This is a genomic window from Flavobacterium algoritolerans (assembly GCF_030010385.1).
GTDB classification, from domain to species: domain Bacteria; phylum Bacteroidota; class Bacteroidia; order Flavobacteriales; family Flavobacteriaceae; genus Flavobacterium; species Flavobacterium algoritolerans.
This window is the reverse complement of the sequence record NZ_JASCRZ010000002.1, coordinates 387,844-400,555: the sequence shown is the minus strand read 5'-3', so window position 1 is coordinate 400,555 and position 12,712 is coordinate 387,844. Positions and strand designations below refer to the sequence as shown.

The 12,712-nt window shown below is 32.5% G+C and carries 15 protein-coding genes; 12 read left to right on the top strand and 3 right to left on the bottom strand.

The window, feature by feature from the left end; translation table 11 throughout:
* The first annotated feature begins 73 nt into the window (after nt 1-73).
* On the top strand, nt 74-625 hold the full coding sequence (locus QLS65_RS07345) for a DUF3575 domain-containing protein (protein ID WP_282712603.1): 552 nt from the start codon (nt 74-76) through the stop codon (nt 623-625).
* A gap of 3 nt (nt 626-628) precedes the next feature.
* Here the strand turns inward: QLS65_RS07345 and QLS65_RS07340 are convergent, their stop codons facing one another.
* Nucleotides 629-859 carry a VF530 family protein gene (locus tag QLS65_RS07340; protein ID WP_282712602.1) on the bottom strand — a complete coding sequence of 77 codons (231 nt, stop codon included), beginning with the start codon at nt 857-859 and terminating at the stop codon, nt 629-631.
* 48 nt (nt 860-907) lie between these two features.
* On the opposite strand from QLS65_RS07340, the gene QLS65_RS07335 reads away from it, so the two are divergent.
* The 3 genes from QLS65_RS07335 to QLS65_RS07325 all read left to right on the top strand — a co-directional run bounded on the left by QLS65_RS07335 (nt 908) and on the right by QLS65_RS07325 (nt 3,015).
* Entirely contained in the window at nt 908-1,393 is a 486-nt protein-coding gene (locus QLS65_RS07335; RefSeq protein ID WP_282716287.1) for a phosphoglycerate mutase family protein, read from the top strand.
* A 38-nt stretch (nt 1,394-1,431) separates the two neighbouring features.
* On the top strand, nt 1,432-1,884 hold the full coding sequence (smpB, locus tag QLS65_RS07330; protein WP_282712600.1) for an SsrA-binding protein SmpB: 453 nt from the start codon (nt 1,432-1,434) through the stop codon (nt 1,882-1,884).
* A gap of 81 nt (nt 1,885-1,965) precedes the next feature.
* On the top strand, nt 1,966-3,015 hold the full coding sequence (locus QLS65_RS07325; protein WP_282716285.1) for a Fic family protein: 1,050 nt from the start codon (nt 1,966-1,968) through the stop codon (nt 3,013-3,015).
* 39 nt (nt 3,016-3,054) lie between these two features.
* Here the strand turns inward: QLS65_RS07325 and QLS65_RS07320 are convergent, their stop codons facing one another.
* The gene (locus QLS65_RS07320; RefSeq protein ID WP_282712598.1) at nt 3,055-3,696 is read right to left on the bottom strand and encodes a protein-L-isoaspartate(D-aspartate) O-methyltransferase; all 642 of its coding nucleotides are present in this window, start codon (nt 3,694-3,696) and stop codon (nt 3,055-3,057) included.
* A 144-nt stretch (nt 3,697-3,840) separates the two neighbouring features.
* Between QLS65_RS07320 and QLS65_RS07315 the strand changes: the two genes are divergently transcribed.
* From QLS65_RS07315 to QLS65_RS07280, 8 genes are all read left to right on the top strand, one after another.
* Nucleotides 3,841-4,806 carry a Gfo/Idh/MocA family protein gene (locus tag QLS65_RS07315; protein WP_282712597.1) on the top strand — a complete coding sequence of 322 codons (966 nt, stop codon included), beginning with the start codon at nt 3,841-3,843 and terminating at the stop codon, nt 4,804-4,806.
* An 82-nt stretch (nt 4,807-4,888) separates the two neighbouring features.
* Nucleotides 4,889-5,776, top strand: a complete 888-nt coding sequence (locus QLS65_RS07310) for a 3-hydroxyacyl-CoA dehydrogenase family protein (protein ID WP_282712596.1) — start codon at nt 4,889-4,891, stop codon at nt 5,774-5,776.
* 79 nt (nt 5,777-5,855) lie between these two features.
* Nucleotides 5,856-7,076, top strand: a complete 1,221-nt coding sequence (locus QLS65_RS07305; RefSeq protein WP_282716283.1) for a DUF1015 domain-containing protein — start codon at nt 5,856-5,858, stop codon at nt 7,074-7,076.
* Between the two features lie 33 nt (nt 7,077-7,109).
* Entirely contained in the window at nt 7,110-7,763 is a 654-nt protein-coding gene (locus QLS65_RS07300; RefSeq protein ID WP_282716281.1) for a YggS family pyridoxal phosphate-dependent enzyme, read from the top strand.
* A gap of 70 nt (nt 7,764-7,833) precedes the next feature.
* Nucleotides 7,834-9,195, top strand: coding sequence for an exonuclease domain-containing protein (locus QLS65_RS07295; protein ID WP_282712593.1), 1,362 nt, complete (start codon nt 7,834-7,836; stop codon nt 9,193-9,195).
* 27 nt (nt 9,196-9,222) lie between these two features.
* On the top strand, nt 9,223-10,056 hold the full coding sequence (locus tag QLS65_RS07290) for an ion transporter (protein ID WP_282712592.1): 834 nt from the start codon (nt 9,223-9,225) through the stop codon (nt 10,054-10,056).
* Nucleotides 10,057-10,224: 168 nt separating this feature from the next.
* Nucleotides 10,225-11,142 (top strand): tRNA (adenosine(37)-N6)-dimethylallyltransferase MiaA, encoded by a 918-nt coding sequence (gene miaA / locus QLS65_RS07285; RefSeq protein ID WP_282712591.1) that lies wholly within the window; start codon nt 10,225-10,227, stop codon nt 11,140-11,142.
* 59 nt (nt 11,143-11,201) lie between these two features.
* On the top strand, nt 11,202-11,942 hold the full coding sequence (locus QLS65_RS07280; protein WP_282716279.1) for an acyl-[acyl-carrier-protein] thioesterase: 741 nt from the start codon (nt 11,202-11,204) through the stop codon (nt 11,940-11,942).
* A 53-nt stretch (nt 11,943-11,995) separates the two neighbouring features.
* Here QLS65_RS07280 and QLS65_RS07275 read toward each other — a convergent pair whose 3' ends face one another.
* Complete coding sequence (locus QLS65_RS07275; RefSeq protein ID WP_099715105.1) at nt 11,996-12,712, bottom strand: response regulator transcription factor; 717 nt, start codon at nt 12,710-12,712, stop codon at nt 11,996-11,998.

Genomic DNA, 12,712 nt, shown 5'->3' with positions numbered 1-12,712 from the left:
ATCAAACATTAATGGCTATATTTGTCATTGTCTTTAGTCTCTTTTTGACCAAAAAAAGTAGAATCTACACATTATGAAAAAATTATTTATCGCTCTATTTCTTTTCTTTTCTTTTTTATCACAGAGTCAAACATATATAAAAGCAAATGCTTTTACTACTTTATTGACAGTTCCAAATATAGGTCTTGAAACGAGTATTGGAGAAAAATCCACATTACAATTTGATGTTTTAGCTTCTTTTTGGGAATCAGTAAATGGAAAACCTAGAGAGTTTTATACTTTCACACCAGAATACAGATATCATTTTAAAGAAAAATACAATGGTTTTTATGCAGGTGCGCATATTGGGGCTAGTATCTTTAATTTTCAAAAATGGAATTACATAAACACTAATTTATATGAAAAAGGCTTTGGATATTTTATAGGTACAACTATTGGATATCAAGTAAAAATCAATGACAAATTTATGCTGGATTGTTTTTTAGGTGGTGGTTGGCATCAGGGTTTTTATAAAGGCTACTACATTGGAACTAATGAGAGATATGAGCAAGCAAAAAATTACAATAAAAGCGGTGAATGGTTCCCTTATAGAGGAGGTGTAATGATTTCCTATAAATTAAACTGAAATCTATTTAGGGAATTTAGTTACTGATTTTATATACAAATTTTCTACTTGCGTTCTTGCCCAATCCGTTTTTCTTAAAAAAGTCAAACTGGATTTTATACTTGGATTATCTGTAAAACATTTAATTTTCACTAATTCTCCAAGAGTATCAAAACCATAATATTCAACTAATTGTTCAACGATTCTTTGAAGCGTAATTCCGTGAAGCGGATCTTTAGATTTTGAGTTTTCCATTTTGCAAATATATTAAAATCGTAAATACTAATTTTTAAATTTATTCAAATGAAAAAGTATCTATTAATAATCGCTTTATTTGTTTTACAAATTAGTTTTGGACAACAAAGCACAACTACTTATTACTTCATACGTCACGCTGAAAAAGTTGATAATTCTCAAAATCCTGATTTATCAGAAATTGGTCTTGAAAGAGCTAATCTTTGGAACAAAATATTCTCAGAAGTTGGTTTTGATGAAATCTACTCAACGGATTATAAAAGAACAATACAAACTGCTAATCCTACTGCTGCAGCTAAGAAGATCCAAATTAAACTGTACAATCCTAAAACTACAGCCATAGATTCATTCAAAAAAGAAACGCTGGGTAAAAAAGTTTTGATTGTAGGTCATAGTAACACCACACCAAATTTTGTTAATCAAATTATTAATCAAAAGATATATGCAGATATAGAAGATACCACTTTTGGTAATCTATATATAGTAACTGTAAATAGTGATACCATCACTCACCAACTTTTGAAATTGCTATAACTTATTGCTAAATCTTTAATTTTTGCTACATTTGCAATATGCTAAAAACAATAAACATATTAAATAAAAGAGCTCGATTTGACTATGAAATAATCGAAACTTTCACTGCTGGAATTGTTTTAGCCGGAACCGAAATCAAATCCATTCGATTAGGAAAAGCAAATATTACTGAGAGTTTTTGTGAATTTAGCAATAATGAACTTTTTGCGATAAATACTTACATTGAAGAGTATACTTTTGGTAATCAGTTTAACCACAAAGCCAGAAGCGAACGCAAATTACTTTTAAATAAAAGAGAGTTAAAAAGCTTAGCAAGAAGCGTTCAGGCTAAAGGATTGACAATAATTCCTTTGAAATTGTTCACCAATGAAAAAGGAATGGCTAAACTTCAAATTGGCCTTTGTAAAGGAAAGAAAACTTACGATAAGCGCGAATCTCTTAAAGAACAAGATACTAAACGCGATCTAGAGAGAATTAAGAAATCATTTTAAATTAAAAGAAAATTGAAATAATTGATTTTTAACCTAAAAAATGACTAAATTTGTCAAGACAATAAAAAACATTTTTAAGAAATGAAAACACTACTCAAAAACGCAAGAGAACAAAAAGGACTCAAAACTAGAGAAGTGGCTCAACTTTTAGGAATTGACCAAGCCTTAATAAGTAAATTTGAAGGCGGAACCAGAAAACCTACAAGAGAACAAGTCGTGAAACTAGCATCTTTGCTGGAAATAGATTTAGAAACTATAATGGTCGTTTGGCTTAAAGAAAAAATTCTTTATGAAATTGGCGAAGACGAATTTGCATTAAAAGCATTATTAGTTGCAGAAGAAGAAATTAGATATCAAAGTAAACCTTCCAAGAAAAAATTATCCAATACACTTCAGAAAATTTTAGATGAAATAGATACTCTGAGAATAAAACTAGATGGATTTCGTCAATTTGACAGCTATCGCATTGCACAAGCTTTAGAGCTAGAATATACTTTTGAAAGTAACCGTATCGAAGGAAATACCATGACGTTACGTGAAACTGATTTGGTTATCAATGAAGGTTTAACTATTTCTGGAAAAAGTATGCGGGAACATCTTGAAGTAATAAATCATCAAGAAGCGATTGCCTACATCAAAGATTTAATGCAAAGAAATAGTTCCATCAATGAACGTGAAATACTATCTATTCATAATCTTATTTTGAGAGGGATTCATCCCGAAGATGCAGGTCGTTATAGAAAAGTACAGGTGATGATTCAAGGAAGCAGCCACATGCCACCGCAACCGTTTCTGGTTGCAAAAGAAATGGATGATTTTTTTATATGGTATGAAAGTAATAAATCAATTCTTCATCCTATAGTTTTGGCTGCCGAAATACATGAACGTTTAGTTACCATTCATCCATTTATTGATGGAAATGGCAGAACTTCGCGTTTGGTTATGAACTTGGTTTTATTACAGCATGGCTACATTATTGCTAATATAAAAGGTGATTATAATAGTAGAATGCAATATTACCAGGCATTGGAAACAGCTCAAACTAAAAATAATAAAGAAGATTTTTTATTGTTCATTGCGCAAATGGAAAAAGAAAGCTTAGAACGGTATTTAAACATTATTGGTCAATAAAAAACCCGTCTCGCTTAAATAACGAGACGGGTTTCTATTTTAATTTTTATCTTCTAATAAAGGAACGAATCGAAACTCACCAAACTCATGTTTTTCGAATTGAGTTTCATTTTTCCTGATTAGCAAAGTCATGATTTGTACCTCTTCGCCTAATGGAATAACCAATCTTCCTCCTATTTTTAGCTGCGCCATCAATGGCTGTGGAATAAATGGAGCTCCTGCAGTTACGATAATACTATCAAAAGGAGCATAACTTGGTAATCCTTTATATCCATCTCCAAAAGAAAGATGTTTAGGACGAATGTTCAGCTTTGGAAATAATACAGAAGTTTGCTTAAACAATTCTTTTTGTCTTTCAATGCTAAATACTTTCGCTCCTAACAAACATAAAACAGCTGTTTGATATCCTGAACCTGTTCCTATTTCTAAAATTTTATGCTCTTTTTTTACTTCTAATAATTGGGATTGAAAAGCTACAGTGTAGGGTTGTGATATCGTTTGACCTGCTCCAATGGGAAATGCTTTATCTTGATAGGCATAATCTTCAAAACTGGAATTTAAAAATAAATGTCTTGGAATCTTTTTTATCGCATCCAAAACACTTTTATCAGTAATCCCTTTTTGTTCTAAAACGCTTACTAATTGATTCCGAAGTCCTTGATGCTTGGCTGTGTCTTTCAAAATTTACTGTTTTATTTTGGTAAAAATAGAAAAGAATTTCTGAATTCAAATGTTGGATTTTAAATTTTAAATTAACTGAATAATTGTCCCACATCAATAATAGATTAATCATTTTATTGCTATTTTTGTAAAAATTACATCGTTATGCTGAAAATTGGAGTATTAGGTGCTGGTCATCTAGGAAAAATACATTTACGTTTATTACAACAATCTGATAAATATGAATTAGTTGGTTTTTATGACCCAAATCAAGAGAATGCCGAGAAGGTTTCTAAAGAATTTGGCTATAAACATTTTAGCACAATTGCAACTCTTATTCATGCAGTTGATGTAATTGACATTGTAACACCAACTCTTTCTCACTACAAATGTGCTAAAGTAGCCATCAAATCCGGTAAGCATGTTTTTATTGAAAAACCCATTTCAAATACGGTTGAAGAAGCCGAAGAAATTATCGCTTTGGCAAAAGAATACAATGTAAAAGGTCAAGTTGGACATGTAGAACGTTTCAATCCAGCGTTTATCGCTACCAAAAACATGATTGAAAACCCTATGTTTATAGAAACTCATCGTCTTGCTGAATTTAATCCTCGTGGAACCGATGTTCCTGTAGTATTGGATTTGATGATTCATGATATTGATGCTATTTTGAGCGTTGTAAAATCTAAAGTAAAAAATATAAATGCCAGTGGCGTTTCGGTTATCAGTGATACACCGGATATTGCCAATGCAAGAATAGAGTTCGAAAACGGTTGTGTTGCCAATTTAACGGCGAGCCGAATTTCTATGAAAAATATGCGTAAATCTCGTTTTTTCCAGAAAGACGCTTACATCTCGGTGGATTTCTTAGAAAAGAAATGTGAAGTAGTAAAAATGAAAGATGCCCCTGAAGTTCCCGGCGATTTCGATATGATTTTACAAAATGCCGAAGGTGTAAAAAAACAAATCTACTTCTCTAATCCAGAGGTAGAACAAAACAACGCAATTCTTGATGAATTAGAATCATTTGCAGATGCTATAATCAATGATACAGAACCTGTGGTAACATTGGAGCAAGCAACTGAAGCCTTAAGAGTGGCGTACCAAATTATAGATTGTTTTAAAAAGTAAATAAAATTTGTTTAAAGTTTAAGGTTTAAAGTTGCTCGAGAGAACTTTAAACTTTAAACTTTTAAACTTTAAACTAAAAAATATGAAAACAATAGCCGTAATCGGAGCAGGAACAATGGGGAATGGAATCGCCCACACCTTTGCACAAAGTGGTTTTACCGTAAAATTAATAGATGTTTCAGAGAAATCTTTGGATAAAGGAATGGCAACTATCGCCGCAAATTTAGACCGAATGATTGCAAAAGGGAGCATTACCCAAGAAGATAAAGCCAAAACGATTACCAATATTATCACGTACACAGATATCAAAGATGGTGTTGTAGGTGCAGATTTAGTGGTTGAAGCTGCAACTGAAAATGTTGAATTGAAATTAAATATCTTCAAACAATTAAACGAGGCTTGTTCTCATAATACGATTTTAGCAACCAATACTTCTTCGATTTCAATTACTCAAATTGGAGCAGTTGTGGCGCATCCGGAACGCGTTATCGGTATGCATTTTATGAACCCAGTGCCAATTATGAAATTGGTGGAAATCATCCGCGGTTATAATACTTCTGACGAAGTAACAAAAATCATCATGAATCTTTCTGAGAAATTAGGAAAAACTCCTGTTGAAGTAAACGATTATCCTGGTTTTGTTGCCAATAGAATTTTGATGCCAATGATTAACGAAGCTATCGAAACATTATACAATAAAGTGGCAGGCGTTTATGAAATTGACACTGTTATGAAACTTGGAATGGGTCACCCAATGGGACCTTTGCAATTAGCAGATTTTATTGGTCTTGATGTATGTTTAGCCATTTTAAATGTAATGTACGACGGTTTCAAAAATCCAAAATATGCTCCTTGCCCATTATTGGTAAATATGGTTCGTGCAGGAAAAATGGGTGTAAAATCCGGTGAAGGTTTCTACGATTATTCTGAAAGCAAAAAAGCAGAGAAAATTTCTAAACAATTTATATAGTCTCTATGTTTAAAAGTCGAGAGTCTGAAGTTAATTACTTTAAACTCTCGACTTTTGGCTTTTGACTTTTGACATAATTATGGCTAAAATAGTTCCTTTCAAAGCAGTTCGTCCTACTCGTGATAAGGTTTGCCTTGTTACTTGCCGTTCTTATGAAGAATATGTAAATGCTGAATTAGCGGCGCAATTGGATTTCAATCCGTTGTCTTTTTTGCATATTCTAAAACCCGCTTATACCAATCAGGAAAGCGTTTCTTTTGAAAAAAGATACCGACAAGTACATCAAAAATACGAGGATTTCAAAAATGAAATCATTTTAGTAAAAGATAAAAAACCTGCTATTTATATTCATAAAATTGTTACCAAAACTCATTCATTCACAGGGATTATTGCGGGGACAAGTGTAGCAGATTATTGTAACAATATCATCAAAAAACATGAAGATATTATTGCTTTCAGAGTCCGATTACTCAAAGACTACATGAAATATTCAGAGTTTAATACAGAACCGGTTTTAATGACCTATCCTGATAATAAAACAATCGAAAACTGGATTTTTAATTGTACCCAAAAATTAGCTGATTTTGAATTTTCAACCACAAAAAAAGAGATTCATTATTTGTGGAAAATTGAAGATGCATTAGAAATTAATTGGTTGCAAAATATATTTGAAAAAACAAATAATCTTTACATTGCTGACGGTCATCATCGTACTGAAGCACTGAAATTATTATCAGAGGAAAATGATGACCCAGAAAACACTGCTAAAAATCACATTCTGAGCTATTTGATTTCCGAAAATAATGTCAAAATATATGAATTCAATCGTTTAGTAAAAGATTTAAACGGTTTCTCAAAAGAAGATTTCATAAAAGAGTTAGAAAAGGATTTTATTCTTGAAAATAAATTTCAGCAACCTTTTCAGCCTTCGAAAAAGCATCAATTCGGAATGTATCTTGACTATGAGTTCTATAGCTTAATTTTACGAAAAGAAAATGAAGTTTTCCAGACAGCTTTGGATAGTCTAGACACACAAATTTTATACAAAAAAGTATTGTTGCCTATTCTAGCCATTGAGGATTTACGCAATGATGAGCGAATAGAATACCTTTCAGGAAAACAATCAGTATTGGAAGTAAAGAACAAAATTGATCAAGGAGAATTTGAAATCGGTTTTATACTATTCCCCTCAAACATTGGAGAAATAAAAGCCTTGGCAGATGCCAATTTAATAATGCCTCCAAAAAGTACATATATTGAGCCAAAATTTAGAAGCGGATTAGTCGTTTATGAACTTTAGGTTTTAGTAACGCTTTAAAATCAAAATATTAAAATGTCAATAAAAAATAATTTACTCCAAATAAAATCCACTTTACCTGAACAAGTAACATTAGTTGCGGTTTCAAAAACTAAACCTGTTTCTGATTTAATGGAAGCGTATGAAGCCGGTCAACGCATTTTTGGAGAAAACAAAATCCAGGAAATGTCCGAAAAATGGGAACAAATGCCTAAAGACATTCAATGGCACATGATAGGTCACGTTCAAACAAATAAAGTCAAATTTATGGCACAATTTGTGAGCTTGATTCATGGTGTGGATAGTTTGAAATTACTACAGGAAATCAATAAACAAGCGCTAAAACAGAATAGAATTATTGATTGTTTATTACAAATGCATATTGCCGAAGAAGAAACTAAATTTGGTCTTGACGAGCAAGAACTGGCTTCGCTCCTATCCTCAAGTGAATTCGAGGAAATGAAAAATATTCGAATTGTTGGATTAATGGGAATGGCGACTTTTACAGACAATAAAGATCAAATCAAGAAAGAATTCTCTCATTTGAAATCGATTTTTGATCAACTCACAATTCATAATTCACAATTTACCATTCTCTCTATGGGAATGTCCGGCGATTATCAACTTGCAATTGAATGCGGAAGCAACATGGTTAGGATTGGAAGTAGTATCTTTGGAGGAAGAAATTGATTTTTATTTGAAAATTGAAAATTTCTATCAAAAAACTGATTACTAAAAACTGAACACTGAATACTGAAATTTGTACGCAATACTAGACATAGAAACCACTGGAGGACAATTCAACGAAGAAGGAATCACTGAAATCGCCATCTATAAATTTGATGGTCATGAGGTGGTGGATCAATTTATCAGTTTGGTAAATCCGGAAATTCCAATTCAGCCCTTTGTAGTGAAACTTACTGGTATAAATAATGCCATGCTGCAATCAGCACCCAAGTTTTTTGAAGTTGCGAAACGCATCATCGAAATGACAAACGACTGTGTTATTGTAGCCCATAATGCCTCTTTTGATTACAGAATATTACGAACTGAATTCAGACGATTAGGATATGATTTTGAAGCCCGAACGCTTTGTACGGTTGAATTATCAAAAAAACTATTGCCTGAGCAACCTTCCCATAGTTTAGGAAAATTGGTCCGTGCGCTTGGAATCCCAATGGCAGATAGACACAGAGCAAGTGGAGATGCTTTGGCGACAGTCAAATTATTTAAAATTCTTTTAGAAAAAGATTTAGAGAAAGAAATTGTAAAAGATTTTATTAAGCTGGAAATTGAAAAAGGGATTGCACCAAAATTACTGGATATTGTGGCTGGACTACCTGCAAAAACTGGTATCTATTACATTCACAATGAAAAAGGAAATCTGATTTATATTGGCAAAAGCCGAAACATAAAAAAACGCATCAACCAGCATTTTACGGGAACTTCTACTAAATGCAAGAAAATCCAAGCCGAGGTTTTCACTGTAACCTATGATGAAACCGGAAGTGAATTGATCGCTTTATTGAAAGAAAGTGAAGAAATAAAAATCAACAAACCCATCCACAATAGAGCCCAGCGGAAAAGTATTTTCCAATTGGCTTTATACGCAGAAAAAGATAAAAATGGATATCTCAACCTAAAACTTCAAAAAGCGGATGGTAGAAAGAAAGAAATCACCTCATTTACTTCTTTGCAAGAAGGCAAAAATGCGTTGTTCAGAATAACTTCCCATTATAATTTGTGCCAAAAACTTACCGGTTTATATGTTTCTAAAACAAACTGTTTTCAGTACAGTATAAAAGAATGTGACGGGGCTTGCATTGGCGAGGTTTCTGCCGAAGAATATAACGCAAGAGTTCAAGCATTTATAGATAAAAACAGTTTCGAAAATCAAAATATGGTACTGGTCGACCGAGGAAGAACCATCAATGAGCGCAGCGCTGTTTTGATTGAAAACGGAATCTATAAAGGCTATGCTTTCTATGACTTAAATTATCAAATCAACAACATCGAAATTCTTAAAAACATTATCATCCCGATGCAAAACAATAGGGATGTACGCAATATTATTCAAGGTCATGTTCGAAAAAGCAAAACGTTGAAAATCGTAAAATTCTAATCGCATGCAAATAATTACAACATAATTATGCAAAGATTAAAGTCAAAATTTGACACTTTTAGACATAGAACTAATGTCGTAATTTACGGTACGAATACCGCTTCAGGAAGATTATTTGACCTTATTCTTTTAGGCGTTATTCTATTGAGTGTTATTATAGTTATGCTCGAAACAGTCAAAGGTTTTGATACAAAATACCATTATGAACTCATAGTATTAGAATGGATTATAACCATTTTCTTCACCTTAGAATACCTTCTTAGAATTATATCCATCAAAAAGCCATTGAAATACATCTTTAGTTTTTATGGAATAATTGATTTGATAGCAACATTACCCATGTATTTCTCTTTGTTTATTGTAGGAACCAGCGTTTTAACAGTTGTTAGAGCTTTACGATTGTTGCGATTATTTAAGATTTTAAAACATCCAAAATTCTCAAACCAATCCACTCATCTAAAAGAAGCCTTAATTGCCAGCCGAGGAAAAATACTTATTTTCATTTATTTCATGTTAATCAGCAGCATCATAATAGGTTCTATAATGTACATTGTCGAAGGAAAAGAGGGTGGTTTCACCAGTATTCCCATCAGTATTTATTGGACCATCGTGACACTCACAACAGTAGGATATGGAGATATTTCGCCCATAACCCCGCTAGGACAGGCCATTGCTTCGATAGTAATGATTATGGGTTACGGAATTATTGCTGTTCCTACAGGAATTGTTTCAGCTGAATTTGCAAACAGTAACCGTAAAAAACCAACAGAAGATAAAATTGATCCCTGTGCTAATTGTGGTACTGAAGGACATGAACATAATGCAAAATACTGCTATCATTGTGGTAAAGATTTAAAATAATATTAATTTGAAGCAATTCCAGCTGTACACTACAACTCCTCGTTATTCCAGTTGTTTTTCTAAGGCATAAAAGGAGCTTATCCCGAGACTTCGGGAGTCGCTCTTTTACACCAAGAAAAACTAACTTTCATAACTCCGGGGTTTCCGTTTCCATCTGGGCTAAAAAACATGAAATACTTAATCACCATTATCGGACCCACGGCCATAGGCAAAACTTCCCTGAGTATTGTATTAGCTAATTATTTTAAATGTGATATTATTTCCTGTGACAGCCGACAGTTTTTCAAGGAAATGACCATTGGAACAGCTGTACCAAACAAAGCCGAATTAGCAGCGGCTACCCATCATTTTATACAAAACAAATCCGTATTCGAGAATTATACTGTTGGTAATTTCGAGAAAGAAGCTATTGCTAAACTTGACGAATTATTTTTGACCAATGATTACGCCATTTTAGTTGGTGGTTCCGGATTGTATGTTGATGCAATTCTAAAAGGTTTTGATGAATTTCCAGAAATAGACGCTTCAGTCCGTACTGAAATAAATACGAATTATGAGAAACTGGGAATTGGATATTTGCAACAAAAACTCGAAGTTTTAGATCCAGATTATTATAAAAGCTTGACTACCGAAAATCCACAAACTTTGCAAAACCCACAACGGATGATGCGTTTCGTAGAAGTTTGTATTGGTGCCGGGAAACCGTATTCTTCTTTTTTAAACCTGAAAAAAAACAGTAGAAACTTTACTCCTATTTTAATTGGTCTGGAAGCTGACAGAAAAATCATTTACAGCAGAATCAATCAACGTGTTGATATTATGATGAATGAAGGACTTCAGGCTGAAGCAAAAAAGTTATTCCCAAATAAAGAGTTGAATGCTTTGCAAACTGTGGGTTACAGAGAATTATTCAACTATTTTGACAGAGAAATTTCACTAGAATTTGCCATCGAAGAAATAAAGAAAAACACGCGACGATTTTCAAAACGACAATTGACTTGGTTCAAAAGAAATGAAAATACGAAATGGTTTGATTTTGAAACTCCGTATGAAACTATTCTGGATTACATTAATTCAAAAAAATAAAAAAATTCATCTTATATCTAAGAATACAAATTCATAATTCATAATTCATAATTATTTATATGCCTATCTCTCCAAATTTCACTTCCATATTAAGCAAAGACTGGGAAATCAATTTTACACAATGCGCACCAAATGGATTTTTAAAATACACTGATTTGTGTAATATCTTGCAGTTAACTGCTGCTGCACATTCAGAAACTGGTGGCATTAGTTTTACAGACATGCAGGAATTTGACCAAGCATGGGTTTTAAGCAGAATGCGTGTTGAAATCTCTAAATTACCAAAATGGGGAGATGCTGTCACCGTAAAAACATGGATCAATTCGTTAGAAAACTCCCGTTCCGTTCGGGCGCTCGAAATGTATGTAAATGGAGAAAAAATTGTGGGTTCTGAGACATTTTGGGCAGTTTTTAATACTAAAAAGCGTCGGCCGGAAGGATTGGCTTTACCATTTGAACATTTTGAATTATATCCCGAAAAAAGAGCTACGCTAGAGGGTTTTTCTAAAATCAATTTCAATCATGAGAAAGAAATAGTTTTCGAAAAAAGTGTATTTTTATCTGATTTAGACATTGTGAATCATGTCAATAATGTCAAATATCTGGAATGGTGTTTAGATCTGGTTGATGAAAAATTAATTCTGAATCAAGCTGTTAAAAGCTTTGAAATGAATTTCCTTAAAGAATTGTCTTTAAAAGATAAAGTGATTATTCATGAAAGTACTTCTGAGAGCGAAACAGTTTTTAGCATTACAAAAGATGATAAAACGAGTTTTGCTTTACAATTGAACTGGAAATAAAATACCTACTTTTGCTCCAAAAAAAGCCTCAATTTCTTGAGGCTTATATCTATTTATTCTGCTACTTTGTTCTTAACCACTAATCTGAATCCTTCTCCGTGGATGTTTAAAATTTCAACATCCTCATCAAGTTTCAAATATTTTCTCAACTTAGCGATGTACACATCCATACTTCTTGAAGTAAAATAGTTATCATCTCTCCAAATTTTTGTCAAGGCCAATTCTCTTGGCATCAAGTCATTTTCGTGAAGAATCAACATTTTCAATAATTCATTTTCTTTTGGAGATAACTTTATTGGTTCATCATTATTAAAAGTTAAAAAACGAAGTTTTGAATTCAAATGAAATTTACCAATATTAAATTCAAATTGTACTTGTTCTGCTTTAGTATCAGATGATTTTCTTTGAATTATTGCTTTGATTTTCATCAACAATACTTCAGAATCAAAAGGTTTATTCAAGTAATCGTCAGCACCTGCTTTATATCCTTTCAACACATCTTCTTTCATAGATTTTGCTGTCAAGAATATAATTGGCACTTCATTATTTTTTTCTCTGATTTCTTTCGCCAAAGTATAACCATCTTTGTAAGGCATCATTACATCCAGAATACATAAATCATAAGTATCCTTTTTGAATTTTTCGAATCCTTCCATTCCGTTTTTGGCTAAAGTAACATCAAAATCATTTAGCATTAAATAATCTTTTAAAACTGCACCAAAATTAAGGTCATCTTCGACTAGAAGTATTTTCTTATTTACATTTTCCAT

Bases quoted from the DNA above. Each gene is read 5' to 3' on its own strand.
- QLS65_RS07315 (WP_282712597.1), top strand. From the start codon at position 3,841: ATGCTGAAAATTGGAGTATTAGGTGCTGGTCATCTAGGAAAAATACAT.
- QLS65_RS07335 (WP_282716287.1), top strand. From the start codon at position 908: ATGAAAAAGTATCTATTAATAATCGCTTTATTTGTTTTACAAATTAGT.
- QLS65_RS07305 (WP_282716283.1), top strand. From the start codon at position 5,856: ATGGCTAAAATAGTTCCTTTCAAAGCAGTTCGTCCTACTCGTGATAAG.
- QLS65_RS07275 (WP_099715105.1), bottom strand. From the start codon at position 12,712: ATGGAAAATGTAAATAAGAAAATACTTCTAGTCGAAGATGACCTTAAT.
- QLS65_RS07280 (WP_282716279.1), top strand. From the start codon at position 11,202: ATGCCTATCTCTCCAAATTTCACTTCCATATTAAGCAAAGACTGGGAA.
- smpB (WP_282712600.1), top strand. From the start codon at position 1,432: ATGCTAAAAACAATAAACATATTAAATAAAAGAGCTCGATTTGACTAT.
- miaA (WP_282712591.1), top strand. From the start codon at position 10,225: ATGAAATACTTAATCACCATTATCGGACCCACGGCCATAGGCAAAACT.
- QLS65_RS07345 (WP_282712603.1), top strand. From the start codon at position 74: ATGAAAAAATTATTTATCGCTCTATTTCTTTTCTTTTCTTTTTTATCA.
- QLS65_RS07300 (WP_282716281.1), top strand. From the start codon at position 7,110: ATGTCAATAAAAAATAATTTACTCCAAATAAAATCCACTTTACCTGAA.
- QLS65_RS07325 (WP_282716285.1), top strand. From the start codon at position 1,966: ATGAAAACACTACTCAAAAACGCAAGAGAACAAAAAGGACTCAAAACT.
- QLS65_RS07290 (WP_282712592.1), top strand. From the start codon at position 9,223: ATGCAAAGATTAAAGTCAAAATTTGACACTTTTAGACATAGAACTAAT.
- QLS65_RS07340 (WP_282712602.1), bottom strand. From the start codon at position 859: ATGGAAAACTCAAAATCTAAAGATCCGCTTCACGGAATTACGCTTCAA.
- QLS65_RS07310 (WP_282712596.1), top strand. From the start codon at position 4,889: ATGAAAACAATAGCCGTAATCGGAGCAGGAACAATGGGGAATGGAATC.